Annotated in this window: 18 protein-coding genes and 1 pseudogene; 2 read left to right on the top strand and 17 right to left on the bottom strand. The window is 52.2% G+C overall.

All coding sequences use genetic code 11. The annotated features are described in order from the left end of the window. Positions 1-2: 2 nt before the first annotated feature. The 15 genes and pseudogenes from CAter10_RS13940 to epsL all read right to left on the bottom strand — a co-directional run bounded on the left by CAter10_RS13940 (position 3) and on the right by epsL (position 13,028). Entirely contained in the window at positions 3-839 is an 837-nt protein-coding gene (locus tag CAter10_RS13940) for a glycosyltransferase family 2 protein (RefSeq protein WP_231878979.1), read from the bottom strand. A 70-nt stretch (positions 840-909) separates the two neighbouring features. Further along, on the bottom strand, positions 910-1,977 hold the full coding sequence (locus tag CAter10_RS13945) for a glycoside hydrolase family 5 protein (RefSeq protein ID WP_231878983.1): 1,068 nt from the start codon (positions 1,975-1,977) through the stop codon (positions 910-912). After that, positions 1,974-2,912 (bottom strand): acyltransferase family protein, encoded by a 939-nt coding sequence (locus tag CAter10_RS13950; protein ID WP_236905356.1) that lies wholly within the window; start codon positions 2,910-2,912, stop codon positions 1,974-1,976. The genes CAter10_RS13945 and CAter10_RS13950 overlap by 4 nt, the downstream gene beginning before the upstream one ends. Continuing rightward, on the bottom strand, positions 2,909-3,055 hold the full coding sequence (locus CAter10_RS23680) for a hypothetical protein (protein WP_236905357.1): 147 nt from the start codon (positions 3,053-3,055) through the stop codon (positions 2,909-2,911). Before CAter10_RS23680 ends, CAter10_RS13950 begins: the two co-directional genes overlap by 4 nt. Before the next feature lie 61 nt (positions 3,056-3,116). Continuing rightward, positions 3,117-4,238, bottom strand: a complete 1,122-nt coding sequence (locus CAter10_RS13955) for a glycosyltransferase family 4 protein (RefSeq protein ID WP_061533879.1) — start codon at positions 4,236-4,238, stop codon at positions 3,117-3,119. 20 nt (positions 4,239-4,258) lie between these two features. Next, on the bottom strand, positions 4,259-4,597 hold the full coding sequence (locus tag CAter10_RS23685; protein ID WP_236905358.1) for a hypothetical protein: 339 nt from the start codon (positions 4,595-4,597) through the stop codon (positions 4,259-4,261). An 11-nt stretch (positions 4,598-4,608) separates the two neighbouring features. Beyond that, positions 4,609-4,953: a hypothetical protein gene (locus CAter10_RS23690; protein ID WP_236905360.1), complete on the bottom strand. Its 345-nt coding sequence runs from the start codon at positions 4,951-4,953 to the stop codon at positions 4,609-4,611. 41 nt (positions 4,954-4,994) lie between these two features. After that, positions 4,995-5,513: a hypothetical protein gene (locus CAter10_RS23695; RefSeq protein WP_236905363.1), complete on the bottom strand. Its 519-nt coding sequence runs from the start codon at positions 5,511-5,513 to the stop codon at positions 4,995-4,997. A 1-nt stretch (position 5,514) separates the two neighbouring features. Continuing rightward, positions 5,515-6,390 carry a chain length determinant protein tyrosine kinase EpsG gene (gene epsG, locus CAter10_RS13965; protein ID WP_061533880.1) on the bottom strand — a complete coding sequence of 292 codons (876 nt, stop codon included), beginning with the start codon at positions 6,388-6,390 and terminating at the stop codon, positions 5,515-5,517. 28 nt (positions 6,391-6,418) lie between these two features. Next, positions 6,419-7,810 carry a chain length determinant protein EpsF gene (gene epsF, locus CAter10_RS13970; RefSeq protein WP_061533881.1) on the bottom strand — a complete coding sequence of 464 codons (1,392 nt, stop codon included), beginning with the start codon at positions 7,808-7,810 and terminating at the stop codon, positions 6,419-6,421. A 91-nt stretch (positions 7,811-7,901) separates the two neighbouring features. Beyond that, complete coding sequence (gene epsE / locus CAter10_RS13975) at positions 7,902-8,690, bottom strand: polysaccharide export protein EpsE (RefSeq protein WP_061535365.1); 789 nt, start codon at positions 8,688-8,690, stop codon at positions 7,902-7,904. A 40-nt stretch (positions 8,691-8,730) separates the two neighbouring features. Further along, complete coding sequence (locus tag CAter10_RS13980; protein WP_164840454.1) at positions 8,731-9,651, bottom strand: EpsD family peptidyl-prolyl cis-trans isomerase; 921 nt, start codon at positions 9,649-9,651, stop codon at positions 8,731-8,733. A 110-nt stretch (positions 9,652-9,761) separates the two neighbouring features. Continuing rightward, the gene (locus CAter10_RS22035; protein WP_082797923.1) at positions 9,762-10,289 is read right to left on the bottom strand and encodes a hypothetical protein; all 528 of its coding nucleotides are present in this window, start codon (positions 10,287-10,289) and stop codon (positions 9,762-9,764) included. Positions 10,290-10,414: 125 nt separating this feature from the next. Continuing rightward, positions 10,415-11,796, bottom strand: a pseudogene (locus CAter10_RS24090) (undecaprenyl-phosphate glucose phosphotransferase). A gap of 11 nt (positions 11,797-11,807) precedes the next feature. Then, entirely contained in the window at positions 11,808-13,028 is a 1,221-nt protein-coding gene (gene epsL / locus CAter10_RS13990) for an XrtB/PEP-CTERM-associated polysaccharide biosynthesis outer membrane protein EpsL (RefSeq protein WP_061533883.1), read from the bottom strand. A gap of 1,513 nt (positions 13,029-14,541) precedes the next feature. Between epsL and CAter10_RS13995 the strand changes: the two genes are divergently transcribed. After that, positions 14,542-15,255 carry a phosphatase PAP2 family protein gene (locus CAter10_RS13995; protein ID WP_061533884.1) on the top strand — a complete coding sequence of 238 codons (714 nt, stop codon included), beginning with the start codon at positions 14,542-14,544 and terminating at the stop codon, positions 15,253-15,255. A gap of 139 nt (positions 15,256-15,394) precedes the next feature. On the opposite strand, the gene rnhA is transcribed toward CAter10_RS13995, so the two are convergent. Together rnhA and CAter10_RS14005 are read right to left on the bottom strand one after the other, a co-directional pair. After that, positions 15,395-15,829 (bottom strand): ribonuclease HI, encoded by a 435-nt coding sequence (gene rnhA, locus CAter10_RS14000; RefSeq protein WP_061533885.1) that lies wholly within the window; start codon positions 15,827-15,829, stop codon positions 15,395-15,397. A gap of 117 nt (positions 15,830-15,946) precedes the next feature. Further along, a complete protein-coding gene (locus CAter10_RS14005; RefSeq protein WP_061533886.1) occupies positions 15,947-16,735 on the bottom strand; it encodes a class I SAM-dependent methyltransferase in 789 nt (262 codons plus the stop codon). Here CAter10_RS14005 and gloB point away from each other — a divergent pair. Next, a complete protein-coding gene (gene gloB / locus CAter10_RS14010) occupies positions 16,734-17,552 on the top strand; it encodes a hydroxyacylglutathione hydrolase (RefSeq protein ID WP_061533887.1) in 819 nt (272 codons plus the stop codon). The two genes, CAter10_RS14005 and gloB, sit on opposite strands and share 2 nt — an antisense overlap. Positions 17,553-17,661: the final 109 nt, after the last annotated feature.

Consider the following 17,661-nt stretch of genomic DNA (forward strand, 5'->3'; position numbering starts at 1 on the left):
GCTTAACCACGCCAACCCTGCATACGCGCCAGTACGCTGACGTACTTGAATCGGGCTTTTGGAAAATCCCCCTTCGCCATGGCCAATACAATGCCTGCGCATGTCCGCAGGCAGGTGCCTGGGAAATACCAGGGCGGATAGTCGTTGATGCGCATCACATGGCCGATTCCAGTTTCATATTTCTTCTGCCTGCTGCAAGCGCCGTCGTCGAAATTGGTGGTCTTGACTGGATGATGCAAAGTCAAATCGACCAGAAATTTCAATTTGAAGCCGTGCCGCAGACTGCGCAAGAGATAATCGGTGCCCTCCGCAGCGCCCCAAGCCGTTCCAGCGCCAACGCCTAGCGATTCGTTGAATTTTCCCACCGCATCAACCACGCGGCGGCGCAAGAAGATACTGAATTCGATCGCTCCGCGCCACACATTAAAGCGATTCAGCAGCGTGCTGCTTTCTAGCCAACGCCCCTCGGTGAGGCCGTCGCCGTCGGTAAAACGCCCGGTAATTCCGTCCAACTCAGGATGAGTGTTCAATATAGTGACGACCTTTTGCAACAGGCCCTCCGGATACCAGCAATCATCGTCCGGAAAAGCAATTACGTCTCCATCCGCCAATTCCAGACCAACATTGCGCGCACGCGACACGCCATGCGCAGCCGATCGCACATGTCGAATTGCAAATTTCTCGCGATACGATGCGAGCATCGACACCAGCCTGTCGTCTTGATTTTGATCAACCACGATCAATTCGAAGTTGCGATAGTCCTGCGCATCCAGCGAGGCCAATAACCGTGCAACTTCTTCCGAGCGCCCTACCGTTGCCAATATCAATGAAATTTTCATTCGAATCCCTCTTTGTTATCTGCTACAACGAATGCATAAAAACAAAATCTGCGCCCTGCCTCGCATCTCACTAAGGCATGTAATTTTTCAAAATCGCCATTTGCGGCTTGTCACCGTTATCATCTGGTTCGATACTGAACGGATAGCTCCCTAGCCACTTGCCAGCGGACCAGTAGGTCCAGCCGCCCCAGGCAGAACTGCCTTTCATGCCTTCCATGATTGCCATCAACGCCTTTAAGCAGGGACCATTGACGGCAACGCCGAATTCACCGAGAAACAATTTCTGCTTGGTCGAATTGGCCCATACCGTGACGTTTGCCATCACCGCACTCAAGCGAACGGGATCGACACAAGTGTTGCTGGTACCGGAGGAATCGGCGTCAGCGTACTGATGCATTTCAATCATGTAATTGTTTTCGGGATCGCGAAATGACCGGAAAGCATCGGCATTCGACACGCCGATATCTTTCGTATCCCAGGAATGCGCGCCACTCCAGCCACCGCCCGGAATCATGATCAAATGCTTGGAACCGCGTTTACGCAAAACGTTAAGCGTCTCCTGCGCGGTCGATGCCCAGGCCGCCACTGACATTTTTGCAGGTTCATTCATCAAATCGAACGCAGTGTTGGCAGGATCCTTGAACGTTGTCAGCAGACGCGCCCACAAATCGATAAAGGCAGCACGCGGCACGCCGGACGAACCAATAGGATTGCCGCGATACTGTCCGAAATTATGTACGTCGAGAATAATGCACACTCCGAGCGATTGCGCAGTCGCGACAGTGTCTTTTATCCGTTGCAATTCTCCCGGATCAAGCGCGCCGAATAATTGTGGCTGTATCCGCTCCCACAGAAAAGGCAGGCGAAAGGTATTCATGCCCAGCGATTGGAAATGACGCATGTCGGCCGGATCGGGATAAACGTAATCCTTAAAGACTGTTCCCGGCAATTTTTCCGCAGCGAACTCGGCGCCGCTCAGGTTGACGCCGACCCTGCGCTTATCATCGAGGCAACCGGCAACCGCCAGATTGCAAAACAAGACGCATCCGACAGTCACCACGACGGCCAGCGCCCGCCGCCACATGTCGGAGGACGGACTGGCGTCGCCACGCGCTCTCATTGGCAGGATCTTGATCATCTGGTTTCACTTTCAACGGAGAGGGATTGAGGGCGGGACGCCAGCGGATAGATCGGAATGAGTTTCTGTTTAACTGCATTTCCCACAAACCTGATTAGCCGCGCCCCCGGCTTTTCAACCAGCTGATAGTTGAGCCACGAAAACGCCAGGATAAGAACCATAAAAGGAATGAGGAACACCATCTGAAACGGCGATGGAAGAAATTTATGAAATAGATAAATGATCGGCATATGCAGCAAATAGATCGAGAAACTGCATTCCCCGCATAAAACGATGAACTTGTTTTCAAAGAAAAATTTTCCGGGCACGGATGGGAAAGAAAACCCGAAGACAAGGAAGGAGCCGAAAACGGCGGTCAAGATGCTGTTATAGAATTCCTTGTTGCTCGAAAAAGGAAAGGCCACCCATCCGCTTTCCATCAACACCATCGACGCAATCAGCAGCGCATGCAAGACGGTGAGTGATTTTTCACTCTGGTTCTCCGTCCTGATTCTCGAACGAATTATTCCGGCAATCACCCCAAACACGAAATAGTGAAGCTTTGAGCCAACAAAAGTTCCAGGAAAGATATCCCGATACGACAGCACAATCAAGGCGCCGAATGTCAGGAATGCGAGGCCGACCATATCGTGACGTGTGGTATAGCGACTGGCTGCGGCCCAGACCAGAACGAATAGAAAATAGAATTCGACTTCAGGTGTGATGCTCCAGAACACTGACACGTTGCCGGAGAAAAAAATGTGGCGAAGGATGTTGTTGCTGGAAATGCCGTACACGAAATTCGGGTCCAGGTATGTGTAGATCAGGAATGAGAACAACAGAATGACCAGATAAGCAGGCGCGATGCGTGAGAATCTAGCTATCGCATAGTCGGCCACGCTCTGGACCGAAAATGTCTTTCCAAGATAGAGATAGGCCATGAGAAAGCCGCTCAACGAAAAGAAATCATCACGCCGATTTCTCCGGAAGAATTGATCTTCCAGGGAAGAGAAAACCAGTCCACCGAATGGCCGTACACAACCAGCAGTGCCGCCAATCCGCGCAAACCCGTGATTGCGTCAATTCGCGTCTTATTCATGGCTGGCACCAGATAATTTCAAAGCAATCCTCATGATCCGAATCCATCCATTCAGTCGGGTTCAATCCGTCAGGTCTCTGTAAACGTCAACATATTTGTCTGCAATACGCCGCCAGTTATAGCGATCCGCGAACTGCTGGACCTGTATCCGTCTTTGTGCATATGCCGCCTGCGTCTCTTCGTGCAATTTCAACAGACCGACCATGTTGTCTGCGCCGTTCCCTGCCGAAAGCAGAAGCCCGATCCCTGATTGCTCGATCAAATGGCGAAATGGTGGAATGTCGCTCAACACCGGCGTCAATCCGGCGCTCATCGCTTCAATTGGCGCAATGCCGAAGCCTTCATGCCGCGACAGGCATATGAAATAGCTGGATTGTCCGATCAGGCAGGCCAGTTCGTGATCGGTGGGATTTGGCACTATCTGCACAGATCTCGTCAGATGCTGCTGTTCCACCGCAACTCTGAGTTCGATTGCGGTGTGATCGTATTCACGGCCGGCGATGATCAGTTTCCAGTCTGGCTCGCGTGCGACCAGGTGTTTGAACAGAGCCAGCGTTTCCAGCAGGCCTTTATTGACAGACCAGCGGCCGAAATAAATCATCGTTTTCGAGGACACAGACGCAGCCTGGCCACTGTACTTTTCCACATTGACGCCGTTTTCAATGACAGCCAATTTCGGCGGGCTGACGATCTTGGTGAAAATGTCGCCATCGTTATCGCTGGTGGCAATGATCTTGTCGTAAGCCATGGAAGAAGCGCGCGTTACCGTATTAAAGTAGATCTTCTTTAATTTCGACGCGAACTTGGTGTGAAAAAAGCCGCCATGGGTGGAGGCAACCAGGGGGCGTCGATGCAGTGGTTTGGTGACCGCCAGATAGTCGAAAAAGAAATCAATCCCATGCACATGAATTACGTCGGCGTCCGCCACGTGCTGTAGCACCTGCGGACAAAGTGGGTATCTGCTGGTGCCGTGAAACGGTAACCGGACTACGCCGATGCCGTTGATCTGCGCTTCAGGAGCAAGAAATTCGTCGGAATTTCTGAACAGGCGGTTGAGCGTGACGATCTTGGGAATCTGATCGTGGTGCTCGCGCTGTTGCCTGGCGATGTTCTGGACCACATCTTCCATGCCTCCTATCGAAGGAGAATACTGACGCACAATGTGCACAACTTTAATAGGCATTTTTGGATTCCTTTTTCATTTCAGATGCTGGACGGCTGCGATACGTTTGCGGATGACGCCGCCTGCATTTCTTTCGGACGGCCCACGGTGCAGCCCACCAGGAACCACAGAATTCCGGCTGTTTTCAAGGCAAAGAGAGAGGTCCCGCTCACACACAGGATCAGGGACATGTACAGCGTGATATACGTGCGGAATCGATTGCCTCTCTCGTCCGCCATTTTCAGCATCCAGAACGCGCTCCATAGGAAAATGCACAGCAGCAGACCGAGCCGCGTAAACAAGGATGGATATCCCATGTCGCCGAAACTGGTATTGAATCCGTCCAGACCGAATATCATTCCCAGGTCCAGATTCAGCAATGTTTTTCCGCTCACAAAAAGCCGGCCGAGAACACTGTCGCTATATTGGCGCCAAAGAACGCCGCAAGAAACAGCAACAGCAACACGCTAATCAATGGCAGAGCAATCATCCAGATATTCGCTTTGTGCAGCGGCAGGCAACGCATTACGACCAGCGCGGCGACGGTGATCATGCCGTAGCGGGAATCGCTCAAGGTAATCATGATGGCGGCCGCCAACAGGAAAAAAACCATCTCCTTGATCTCGTCTCTGCGCTTCGACAAGCCCCATGCCGCGATAATGACGGCGAAATTTCCTAGCGAAACAGGTTCCAGAAAGATCGATGAGATCCGGTGGTTGCCAATCAGTGAAGGCAAAATCGTGCGGCCAATCCCTTCCGGCCGCATCCCGTTCAGCCCTAACACACTATCTTTCGCCCAGTTGGAGCCGGCGGCAAGATTGCCTTGGCTGACGTAGTAGGAAAAATATTGAAGATCCGCGAAAACGCATCAAGAAAGAACAACTCGAAAAATCCGAATGCAAGCACGACCAAGACCATCAGCTTAAGCAAGCTGTCTGCGTATTTGACGTTGCCGATTTCCCGTCCCACTCCGTAGAACAAGATGGGAATCATCACGTCTCTGAATCCCTTCGGGTCCAATTGATTGCGAAAAATCGCCATCAGGAACAGGTACGCGGCCACCAAAGTTGCAAAGGCCACAAACTCAAGCCGGATGCGTTTGATCAGGACCGTAATGCATGCGATGTAGATGACGGCTTCCGTCAGCCCTACGCCGGCAACCGAAATGGCATGAACATTGGTGTGAATTGCGCATAGCACCGCCTGATAGATCAACGCGACCATCAGGATCCAAAACACCATTCTTCCGGCTGGCAGTGAAACACCGGCTTGTCGCGGAAAAATGAAATTCTTCATCTCAGAAACTCACCATTACCGAGCCGACCACTTCAGTACCGCTACGGCGTAGTTGATCGCTAAAAGCGCTGAGATCAGCCATCCGGGTATGATCCTTGCGGACCACCAGCAACACGCCTCCAGCGCGTGCAGCGATCGTCAAGGCATCCGCTGCGCTTGAGAACGCCGGAGTGTCATACAAAATGATGTCAAAGCGCTCGCACAACGTTTTGTTCGTTGCGACGAAGCTTGCGCGGCTGATCAATTCCTGGGGATTGGGCACCGGCGATCCGGCCGGTAACAACGACAGGTCGACGAACGATTCAGCCATCTCCAGCATGTCCAAACCGGCACGTCCAGCCAAGACATCGGCCAGTCCACGACCGGCATCCAGATTGAATATCTTGTGCTGACTTGGATTACGCAGATTTGCATCGACCAGCAACGTCTGCTCGCCGAGCTGCGAAATCACAACGGCGAGATTGGCCGCCAGCAGGCTGGCGCCGTCGCCGGGGTTGGCGCTGGCAATCGCCAGGCTCTTGCGCCCCGGTCGGAACCAACGCAGCATCAACTCGCTGCGTACTGAACGCAGCATTTCGACTTCCGCACTGAACGGCTGGTAAGCAGCCATGAGCTCCGGCGAATAGTTTCCTCCGCCAGCCTGCAGATAGGGATAATCGAACTGGTGCGCCAGCACCTGTTGAATATCCGCCTCGGTAACCAGGCCAAGCCGTTGCGCCGCTTCGCCGAAGCGCAGTCCCTCGGCCTTCTGCAGGCGACGCACGCTTTCCACTTCGTCCGAAGTCATCTTTCCCTGCTCAACCAGCATGAGCCCCATGTTGGCGTCTTTCCGAGACGCCGTAGGAACGCCGACGATAGAACTTACCGGATTACTCATTTGCTTGACCTTTCCAGTTTGCGCGCGATCATCGCGTTAAAAGTAGATTAAAGAAGGGAAATCTGCGGACGGGCTTGCCCCACTCGATGGTGCCAAGCACCGGCGCTTTCAGTACATTGACCAGATCGACACTGGATCTCACGCGACGATTCGCCAACTCAGTCAATATCGCCAAAGCCAGTCCCAGCATGCAGCCGAACAGTATCGACAGCACCACGTTCAGCGGTATATTGGGACTTGCAGGAAACATCGGCGCCGCTGCCGGATTGAGGACCGAGACATCCGATTGATGCGACTGCCCCTCGAGCTCTGTTTGCGTCAAGCGCAAAGCAGCGGCATCGTATGCATGCTGCGCACTTTCCACATCCTTGACGAGCACCGACATCTCGTCGCGAGCGCGGTTGAGTTGCAACACTTTGGCCGTCTGCGCCGTCAACGCGGCGCGCACTTCCGCCTCGCGCTGACGCAAGATACGGCCGTTATTGGCGGCGCCGTTATTGGTCGCACTGATGTTGCTGTTCAACTCGGAACGCAACCTGTCCACTTCGGCTTTTGCGGCCTGGTACTGTGGATGATTTACGTCCAGGTTCTGGGACAGCAGCGCAAATTTTCCTTCCGCCTGCGCCAACGACGCTTTCAGATTCTGAATCAGCGTGTTCGATATCACGTCCGGCGAATCCCTGCCGCCGCTGCCCATCGCCTGACCGCCGCGCGAAGATGCTTCCATCGCTTGTCCCTGCGCCTGCACCAACTGGCTGGACAGTTCGCTCAAGCGTGTCGTTTCAACGTCGAGATGGCTGTCTGTACTGACTATTCCCTTGTCCTGCTGATACTTTGATAGTTTTCCTTGCGCCTCTTCCAGGTTGGCGCGCAAGGTCTTTACTTGATCGGTGAAGTAAGTGGCAGCCTGCTGTAAAGGCTCGACCTTGATTTGCAGGTTGAGCTGTTGGTAGGCGGTGGCAAAACCATTCGCTACTGTTGCGACGAACGCAGGGTCGCGTCCCTTGGCGGTGATTTCGATCATGCTGCTTTCGCGTGACGGCGACACCTCAACCATTTTCAGCAAAGAGTCGGCCAGCCATTCCCGAATCGAACCATTGCCATTCGTGAGCTTCTGGAAGCGCTGCTTGAACTCGGGCTGGTTCGCCAACCCGAGATTGTCGACCGCCTTCAAGGCTACTCGTCTGCTGGTGACAATATCGACCTGCGTGGCCATATAGCCGGACACCAGTTGGGCCGGCAAGACATTGCCAGATACAGGATCGGTGCCTTTGTAGTTGAGCAGCAGCGTGGTAGAGGTTTTATACATTTTTGGTAAGGCCAGACTGACCGCTGTCGTGGCAACTACGGCGACAAGCAGTGTCCATACAATGACCTTGTAACGGGCCTGCAGAATGCTTAAGAGCTGAGAAAAATTCATGGAAACTCCTCTCGGGCAAGAGCATCAAAAGACAACGGAAAATGGGATAGAAAAAAATCAGGCTGCAATCCATCGGCTTGAATGAAACAGATCAAAAGAAACTCTCTTTCACATACACGACATCGTCAGCCTGCAGCAGCTCCTCGTGTTTCGCGTCTATCTCCACCAGGTTGCCTTTGGCGTCGCGGCGCTTGATGCGTACCCCGCGTTCAGTTCCGCGCGGAGTAAGGCCGCCACCAATCGATAACGCCTGGATCACGGTCATGTTGTGCTCCAGCTTGTAACCGCCCGGATGCTGCACTTCACCGTAGATATAAAATTTGGGCGCCCTATCCACGTAAACCACATCGCCGTTGGCCAGGTCAAGATTCGATTTCATGTCAGCAGACTGAATCATCTCAACCAGATTAACGACTTGCTTGGTAGTTTTTCCATTTCGCGTGCGGACAACGGTGGCGGTATCACCGCCTTCAGGTCCAACCCCACCTGCCACGGCCAGCATGTCGGTCACGCTGCGCTTGCCGCCTACGGGATAGCGACCGGGATGCAATACCTGGCCGAGCACCGACACCTGCTGGCTCTGCAACTCGGTGACCAGTATGTTGACCTCCGCTTTGCGCAGGAATCCGCCTCCAGTCAACAGACCGGAAATTTTCTTTTCAGCGTCCGCCGCGGATAGACCGCCGATATTGACATCACCGATGAGCGGGAACGTGATGCTTCCCGCTTCGCTTATCTTTGTTTCAAGGCTCAAATCCGGGTTTCCGAATACGGAGATTTTCAACCCATCTCCTGGCCCGAGCGGCGTGTCGGCCGCCAGGGAGGAAATGCCGTAAATTGCGAACATCATCGCCAGCAAACAAGCGCAGATTCGTTTCATCATTTTCGTCATCCTGTTAAATTGCATATCTCGGTCTTGCTCATTTGATTTCAGCCAGCTCGTGCCTGCCGCTTCGGTTCTGCGCAGATGGCGACGCATCTTCCACAATCAGGTTTTCACTCTTATCGATGTATTCAAGTTTTGCCAAAGAACGCAAGCGTGCGATTTCTGCAGTAGCAACTTCCTGTATCTTTTTATTGAGCAGATAACGCTCAATCTGGGCTGTGGCGACCTCTCTCGAAATCGGACTCTCTCTTAATTCAGTCAGCGCGCACAGCAAATCCTGTTGGCCGTCTTCCAAGACAAATAAATGATTCTTTCCCAATTTCCTGATTTGCCCGACAATTTCAGCCGGCAGATCAGCACTGGTGTAGGTATGCTGCGTCCTCGCATACCCCACCCTTTTTTTCTTGAGCCATGTCGTCATTTGACTCAACGATGTCGCAGAGTCCATCTCTGACCTGAGCGGCCCATCAAAATCGTGTGCGGCGATGATCAACTGCTCGACATCCAGAATCTGGCGATGCGCGAATAATTCCGGATGTTCTTCAAAGTAAGCATCAATTTCAGATTTGCTTGGCTTGCTTAAATTGCCTTCTTTCGACTCCAGATAAGCTTGCACAATCGCCTGCGTCTTGAACCGCTCGACGATCTGAATCAGTTTCGGGTCGCGATCGATTTTGTTGCGCACCGCTTCCTTCAGCAAAATCTGCCGGTTGATCAACGCATCCAGGGCCTGCTTGCGCAGCGTTTTTTTCTGCACACTATTTTCTTCCGTCGCGCCATTTACATGCTGCAACTCCGCATCGAGCTGAAGCGCTGTGATCTCATTGCCATCGACCGTGGCAAGCACCTTGTTGGTCTTCTTTTTCTGATCCCCACAAGCCGATAGAGTCATGGCTGCCAACAACATTAAAATGCCGACACCTTTTATGCGCGATGCGCCGCCGATGGCGCGCATGCGGTCGAACCGTTCAAAGCAATTCAAAATCCGACTCCCAGAAATAGTGCAAATTCCATAGATACGCTTTCGATGCTTACGGCTACCGAGAACGGCGACCCGGCGGAACATCAGCTACCAAATTGCCAGGCCGGCCTTGACGTCGAAAAGAAGCCGATAGATGCCCGCATGGGGCGACGACGCACCTGATACAGAACGAAGCAGAGCCCCACCAGGAGTAGCGCCCAACGCCCGGGCTTCTGCTGTGGTTTCGCTTCGAAATCCCTGAGAAAATAAAACAGCATGTCGTCCGAATTGTTCACAATGGAAGACACCTTCTGCGAAAGATGAGCAGTAGGTAGATTTGATGAAAAACTCACAGGAACAACATTTCCCACGCTCCAGGATGCAAGCGACTCTCCCGCTTGACTGACGCCAGGCGGGACTGCCGAAACAGTCGCGGCCTGACGAGATACGAGCGTCGTTAGCAGCGCCTGATCCGAATCGGTGCCCCCTGCGCTTGACGGATAGGCATCGATTGCCAGCGGACGCTGGGCGTCGCTTTCGGATGTATTGAGTTGAAAAATCGGTGTAGCCGCTACAGCTGCGCCACAATAAACTGCAAATGAAAGACTAATTAGTAAGGCAGCTCTTCGCATGATCTTTCTCCTAAAAAACTCATCGGTCAGACATTGACTTGTGTTGTAGGACACCAATGAAAATGAGGGTTCGCCACTGAAACACTTGTTACATCTGGTCGTGCAGGCCGTACAACATCTACCCATCAGTAGGCACTGTCTTTTTTCAACACTTCCTTGACGGTGCGAACGATAATCCACAAGTCAAGCGCCAATGACCAGTTACGCAGATACTCCAGATCGAACTCAATCCGCGAGCGCATTTTGTCCAGGGTATCGGTCTCGCCACGGTAGCCATTCACCTGCGCCCATCCGGTGATTCCCGGCTTCACTTTGTGACGCAACATGTACCCTTGAATCAACTTGCGATATTGCTCGTTATGAGCGACAGCGTGCGGCCGCGGTCCGACGATGCTCATGCGGCCTTGCAGTACGTTGAAAAACTGGGGCAATTCGTCAAGCGAGGTACGGCGCAGAAAGCCGCCGAATCGCGTCACTCTCGCATCGTTCTTTTTCGCTTGATTGACGACTGCGCCATCTTCGGTGACAGCCATCGACCGAAATTTGTAGACGATGATTTCCTCTCCGTTCAATCCATATCGACGTTGGGCAAAAATGATCCGGCCAGGAGAGGAGAGTTTTACCCCTATTGCAATCGCCAACATGATCGGCAGCAAAAGGATCTGGATCAGCAGTGCCAGAACAATGTCGCTGCCGCGCTTCACCACGCCACGCAAACCGGTGAACGGCGTTTCACAAATCCCAATTACCGGGACGCCGCCAACATGATCCAGACGCGCCTGAATCAATCCGAAGGTATAGATGTCGGGCACGAAATAGACTGAAGCCGTGGTATCCCGCAATTCCTCCATTAAAGCCAGCACTCTCGGCTGTGCCGACATCGGCAAACAGATAAAGATTGTCTTGATTTTGTGTTCGCGCACATAGGACCGACATCTGCAATGGCGCCGAGATGCGGCCCCTGAAGCTCCGCAGGCCTGCTGGCTTGATCGCGATCATCGAAGAATCCGCGCATATCCATGCCGGTGCTGCTGTCGGATTCGAGTCGCTTGAGAATATCAATCCCCGGCTCGTTGCAACCTACGATGACTGCGGAGCGTACTTCAGGTGTTTTTCCGAGATTGAATGCCAGCATGTGTGCCGTCAGGCGGCTCAGCAAAAGCGCGAACGGCGCCAGCGCAAACCAGGTCCATATAACGCCATCGGAAAACTCGTAACGCAATCCGGTAACCTGCCCCACCAAAGCCAGAATAACCACGACAATCATCCATCCAAAGAAAATGTCGCCGGCGTACCCGAGATGTTTCCCGATGTGCAAGGTGCGATACAGGTCTATTTGCTCGTAGACATAAGAGGAAATGAAGAATGCGATAATCATCAAAACCAGATAATCGCCGGTGAACACTTCATCCTTTGCCATGATGACCAGATACAAAGAGCCGAGAATAATGGCCGGATCAAGCAGGCGCTTGAAGAAGGAAACTAGGGGGATGTCATTCTCGGTCATTTTGACTTGCCTCAATATGCATAGCGTGCATTGAGCATCACGCCATTGTTCACAAAGCCGCCGGGTGAACTGGTCAAGGTTTGCGTACTGCGGATGGCGGCCAATTGAATCCGCCAATGCAATGTCGGGTCGTACACCAGCGTCAGCGCCGCATTGCGCAGCACATCGTTTTGATTTGGAGAGCCGGGAGCGACCGACGCCAGCGACTGGCTGAAATCTCTTTTCTGATATTTGAATTGCGCCACCATCCGAATTTTTTCTGAGTACTTCCACGCCGAAGCAATGCTGGCGCCATGATTCAGGGAATAGATGGTAGACAAATCATCAACGGCGCCAATCTCACGCCACGCAGCGACGGTGACATCGATTTTCCCGGTAGGTGACCAGTCTGCGGAGATGCGTGAATTCAAGCCGCTAAAATCCCGAGCAGAAAATTCATCCTGCTTTCTGCTGACCCATCCACCCAGAAAGTGCAGCTGCGTCTTTCCAGTCAGCAGCCAGTCAATCTTGGCTTTTACTTCGTCCTGGTTATAACCATTGAATATCGACGAGCCGGTATCCAACTCCGGATTGGGAAAATCGGCGCGCGTGTGGCGTAATTGGACGCCGATCTTGCTGCCACTGGCAGCGAGATAATCGAGCCCTACTTCGCTTTGATTCTGCGAGTTGTTGCCCGGCTGTTGCGATACCAGGTCGTACCATAATTTGCTGTGCACCAGACCGGCATGTATGCGCCAGCTCGGATGAAACAGCCACGAGCCATCGACATAGGCACTTTCCTGGGTGCGTATATTTCGTTCCAGCAAATGGAAATCGATGAACGGAGTAAGTCCTTGAGAGTAAGTGACGCCTACATTGCCTTCAACATGTGGCCCAGCGTGCCAATTCCAATTGGCGGCCAGATTTTTATCCATATGATCGAGTTGCTGGAATCTATCGTATTCGACGTTTGTGAAATTCAAATTCGCCGTCAGATGCTGTTGGCTGATTGTCTTGTCGGCTGCCAGTCCCACCTGCAGCCTGCGCGTGAAATCCGACAGATTGCTGCCAATCCCCATGGCATCCGCAGCTGCGGAATTTTGCAATCCAAGCAAATTGCTATCGTAATTGATTCCATAACTCGCATACGGCGTGAAGGAATCGGGCGCCGGCACAATCACATCAGGTGGCGGCATGACGTCTGTTGGAACCAGATCGTTGGCGACGGCGAATGCCGGCACGCATGAGCACATTGGAATCAAGAAAAAGCTCCTCCATCGCTGTCGGAAGACCTCTCCACGATGTGTCGGTCGTCTGTTCATTACAAGCCTTTTCCAGCGCATCGATTTGCACAATAATTGATAGATCCAATTTCAATGAATGCTTGATTAACTTCTTTCTCTTGCCTGAATCGCGACAGAAATAATCGTTTAATCAGATGAGTTCATTTTTTTGGAGGGTTGGTAACGGACAACATCACCGGATAACGTCATGCCTCTTTTAAAAGAGGTAGACAGGCGTCGAGCACAGTAAGCAAGGTAAACTAATAAATCAATGGGTTCAGTACGCTAACGCACTTAACATCAAATACCGGTATTGCTATTTGCCTTCGCAAGACTGAAATTGCGTAAAATCCATGCTCCCTTTTCCATCAAAATGTGCCAAAGGAAACTAAAGAAATGGAAAGAAAATGGTGGGCATGATGCAAGAATTTTTACAAGATCTCTTGCGCGACGTTTGTCACACGAGCATCTGTTTTCCAGGAACGCCCAGCGTTCGTCCATGGACTACAGGCATGTGCTTTTTGCTCTAACAGAGCTGCAATCAAAATTTGACGGATGGCGCACTAAGGCGGCACTTTTCTTGCATGTTCCTCCTCCTCGGCGAAGCACTTGCCAACCCCAAAACTGGTCGATATCGGCAATCTGAGTAAGGCCGCGTTCCTGACGAATAAAAAAAGAGAAAGTGATCCGATTTCTCGGCATCAAAGGGACTAAAAGAGGTCCAAAATATGCGCGCTGCAATGCAACATAAATTCACTAAAAGAGACTTCAATTTATGTCACGAATTGAATCAGGGCCAAATTTTTTACATCCTGTAGCACTTCGGTGTTCACATTGACAACGCCGGCACCGATTCTTTGAAATTGTATAAATAAAAAAAATTTCGTAAAAAAAATGCGCGACTTGACACCGTCACAACCAGATTATTTAACTATCTACCTTGTCAAACCCATATAAAACGCTGGTTACAAAGGGATCACATAATTTGAATAAAAAACATGAATTAGAAGAATCAGTAAAATGTGTGCAATATTCTTTGTCCAACTTCAACATATCTGGGTCATGATGATTTACAAAAATGATGCGACGTCGATATTTTTGAGCGATTTGGACCATTGCCATTAGTCCTTAGTATTGCCCAAATATTTAATTGTGCAAGGCACAAATTAACAATTTTCAACAATTGATGCGCAATGTTTTCATGCGGCAACCAAAACATATTTTACTGTTGCCTTGCAGCACTTAAAAAGCAGGGAAAGATCAAGTCGAATGGTGAAATTTCCAGCCTTTTTGCACCCAATCAATCTGCTTTTTTCTTGTGATTTTTTCTGACGAAATTGGCGTGGCGATAGCCGCATGAATTGTGGCCATCCCCAACCCGACAAGACTAGCTGTTGACGAAAAAACGCGAAGAAAAACGCGTTATGCAACCAATGCATTCGGGCCCGATAACCAAACAGTGTGATCAAAGAGAGGCGGTATCATGTGGAAAAATATTGTGGACATTTCCGTGATGAATTGGCTAGGACAATTCACATTAATGTCAGCACCTTTCAACCAGATCGTTCACTATATTTCCGGCTCGGATCTATTCAAAGGCCTGCCCATCATGGGCGTACTTTGGTACTTTTGGTTCAGAGATACGGAGCCGAAATCAAACACCAGAAAGACCATAATCGCGACGCTGATCGGCTGCGTAGTTGCTGTCTTCATTGCCAGGGCAGCGAACAATATGGGGGCGTATCAGCCACGTCCATTTGCAAACGCTGCGCTGGCGCATCACACGTACATTGGCTTACCGATACCGGAGAGCCAGGCTTTATATATCTGGAATTCTTTTCCCAGCGATCACGCCGCTTTGTTTTTCAGTCTCGCCACCGGCATCTTTCTGATTTCAAGAAACGCCGGCGCCCTGCTCTATCTCTATGTTCTGGTTTTTATTGCCTTGCCGCGGGTGTATCTCGGTTTGCATTACCCCACCGATATTCTGGCCGGCGGAATGTTAGGGATCGCATGTGTCGTTCTCAGCACCCGGGCGGGCGTGATCAAGCTATATGGGAATCGCTTCGACGTGCTGTTGGCTCGATACCCGGCTGCCTTTCAGGCAGCACTGTTCATCATCACCGTTGAAATAGGAACGTTGTTCTACGACGTTCGACTGCTTCTTGAGGGAATAGTGAAATACTTTCCCCGATAGGATTGCGTGCGAGTTCTGCTCAACTTTGGCCCAGCCCGAAGGCATGAGTCCATGGCGGATCAGTTTTCACGCAAATTAAAATAGCCAACAAAAGTAATTCGAAATGGCCGCAAACACGCGGCCAGCAATGCGGGTGGCTTTACAGGACGGTCGTCACGCCACGGTTGGCGAGCTGATCGGCGCGTTCGTTGCCGACGTGGCCGGCGTGTCCCTTGACCCAGCGCCATTCGATTTTGTGCTGTGCCTGGGCGGCATCGAGTGCCTGCCACAGGTCGACATTCTTTACCGGTTCACGCGCCGCGGTTTTCCAGCCACGCGCTTTCCAGCCGTGTATCCATTCGCTGATGCCCTTTTGTACGTACTGGCTGTCGGTGAACACTGTGACTTCGCAAGGCCGGGTCAACGCTGTCAGCGCCTCGATCACTGCTTTCAATTCCATCCGGTTATTGGTCGTATTGCGCTCGCCGCCAAACATTTCCTTTTCCTTGCCGTCGGCAACCAATAACGCACCCCAGCCGCCAGTGCCGGGATTGCCCTTGCATGCGCCATCGGCGAATATTTCCACTTTACTCATGCTTGTATGACTCGCTTTCACTACTGAATTGATATGACCGGCCAGACACGACTTGCTGTCCGACGGGCTAAATTATAAGTCTTGGGAGAGCATCGGTTTTTCCCTGCACCTTGCCGACTACTGCTCCACGCCGTTCCGGTCTGCCTTGTGAATCTTGTTGGTAGCCGGGACGCCTCGCCCCGCCTTGATGACCTGCTTGCTGAACGCCGGGCCGATCAGATGCATGCCCTTGACGCGCTTGATTGCCTGCACCATGTACACCGCACCGAAATATGGCCACCAGCGGTTACCGGCTTTTTCCATGAAGGCAAAGCGATGCAGCCATTTGCTACTGGTAAAAGGCGGAGCATAACAGCCGAAGTGGCCGCGATTGACTTCCATGTTGAGCAGCTTCAGCCAATCCTTCAGGCGCAGCAAACTGATGAACTCGGCATTCTGCGGCAGGAAATGCACGCCAGACATGCGCCCAGCCGTTTGCCGGATGCCCCATAGGCTGGCCGGATTGAAGCCGCAAATGATGACTTGACCTTCCGGAATCAGCACGCGCTCGACTTCCCGCAAAATCTGGTGAGGCTCTGCGGCAAACTCAAGCACATGCGGCAACACCACGAGATCCAGGCTCTGCGACGCAAACGGCAGCTCAGCAAAATCATGCGTCACGACCACGCTGGTTTGCGTATCGGCGGCATCCGGCACACGACTGTCGGTCAGCCATTTGTGGCGCATGCGGTTTGCCTGCAACGCCTTGATCTGCGGCACGCCGATCTGCATCGCATGGAAGCCGAATATATCAGCTGTCATTGCGTCCAGACGCGCCTGCTCCCACTCCAGCATATAACTGCCTGTGGGCGTCTGCAGCCAAGGGCCGAGCGCTATAATGGACTTTTGTGACGACGGATATTCCATGCCTGCCTTAATAGATAAATCACTGGGTCAATCATTCAATACGTCGTTGAACGTATTGGCGGTGCCGGCATTTAACGACAACTATCTCTGGCTGATTCATGACGGCATCCATGCGGCAGTTGTCGATCCCGGCGATGCCCAGCCGATCCTGGCTGCGCTTGATGCACATGACCTGGTACTTGTCGCTATTTTACTGACACATCACCATGCTGACCATGCGGGCGGCGTACAAACTTTGCTCCAGCACTTCAACGTGCCGGTATTCGGCCCCGCCGGCGAGGCGATCGCCGGCGTCGACATGCCCCTCAGCGAGGGCGATCTCGCCAGTATCCCGCAACTCGGGCTGACCCTTTCCGTGCTCGATGTCCCTGGTCACACCAGCGGTCATATCGCATATGTGGCGTCGGAACAGCACTGGCTGTTTTGCGGCGACACGTTGTTTGCCGGCGGTTGCGGCCGCCTGTTCGAAGGGACGCCACAGCAGATGGTGAATTCGCTGGCTAAACTCAGTCAGCTGCCGGATGACACACTGGTGTACTGCGCACATGAATACACGATGTCCAACCTGCGCTTTGCGCTGGCCGCCGAGCCGGACAATACCGCGCTGATCGAGCGCATTGCTACGGAACAGGCCAAACGCGACCGCCAACAACCGACAGTGCCGTCCACCATCGGCCTGGAAAATGCCACCAACCCCTTCTTGCGTTACCGCCAGCCAACTATTCTTGCCACCTTGCATGCCCATGGTCGCCTGCAGCAAGCCGATCCCGTTGCTGCATTCGCCGCGCTGCGGGAATGGAAAAACAATTTCAAGTGATGCCGCAGGTCAGGAAATGGCAATGACGGTTGATTGTAAATGGCCGTCAGATAGCTTGTGCATATCGATTTATTGAAAGTAATATCCAATAAATCAAACACTTACCCCT

Origin of the sequence: Collimonas arenae (genome assembly GCF_001584165.1) — a bacterium.
Classification (GTDB): Bacteria; Pseudomonadota; Gammaproteobacteria; order Burkholderiales; family Burkholderiaceae_D; genus Collimonas; species Collimonas arenae.

Bases quoted from the DNA above. Each gene is read 5' to 3' on its own strand.
- CAter10_RS13940 (WP_231878979.1), bottom strand. From the start codon at position 839: ATGAAAATTTCATTGATATTGGCAACGGTAGGGCGCTCGGAAGAAGTT.
- CAter10_RS13945 (WP_231878983.1), bottom strand. From the start codon at position 1,977: ATGATCAAGATCCTGCCAATGAGAGCGCGTGGCGACGCCAGTCCGTCC.
- CAter10_RS23680 (WP_236905357.1), bottom strand. From the start codon at position 3,055: ATGAATAAGACGCGAATTGACGCAATCACGGGTTTGCGCGGATTGGCG.
- CAter10_RS13955 (WP_061533879.1), bottom strand. From the start codon at position 4,238: ATGCCTATTAAAGTTGTGCACATTGTGCGTCAGTATTCTCCTTCGATA.
- CAter10_RS23695 (WP_236905363.1), bottom strand. From the start codon at position 5,513: ATGAAGAATTTCATTTTTCCGCGACAAGCCGGTGTTTCACTGCCAGCC.
- epsG (WP_061533880.1), bottom strand. From the start codon at position 6,390: ATGAGTAATCCGGTAAGTTCTATCGTCGGCGTTCCTACGGCGTCTCGG.
- epsF (WP_061533881.1), bottom strand. From the start codon at position 7,810: ATGAATTTTTCTCAGCTCTTAAGCATTCTGCAGGCCCGTTACAAGGTC.
- epsE (WP_061535365.1), bottom strand. From the start codon at position 8,690: ATGAAACGAATCTGCGCTTGTTTGCTGGCGATGATGTTCGCAATTTAC.
- CAter10_RS13980 (WP_164840454.1), bottom strand. From the start codon at position 9,651: ATGCGCGCCATCGGCGGCGCATCGCGCATAAAAGGTGTCGGCATTTTA.
- CAter10_RS22035 (WP_082797923.1), bottom strand. From the start codon at position 10,289: ATGCGAAGAGCTGCCTTACTAATTAGTCTTTCATTTGCAGTTTATTGT.
- epsL (WP_061533883.1), bottom strand. From the start codon at position 13,028: ATGTGCTCATGCGTGCCGGCATTCGCCGTCGCCAACGATCTGGTTCCA.
- CAter10_RS13995 (WP_061533884.1), top strand. From the start codon at position 14,542: ATGTGGAAAAATATTGTGGACATTTCCGTGATGAATTGGCTAGGACAA.
- rnhA (WP_061533885.1), bottom strand. From the start codon at position 15,829: ATGAGTAAAGTGGAAATATTCGCCGATGGCGCATGCAAGGGCAATCCC.
- gloB (WP_061533887.1), top strand. From the start codon at position 16,734: ATGCCTGCCTTAATAGATAAATCACTGGGTCAATCATTCAATACGTCG.
- CAter10_RS14005 (WP_061533886.1), bottom strand. From the start codon at position 16,735: ATGGAATATCCGTCGTCACAAAAGTCCATTATAGCGCTCGGCCCTTGG.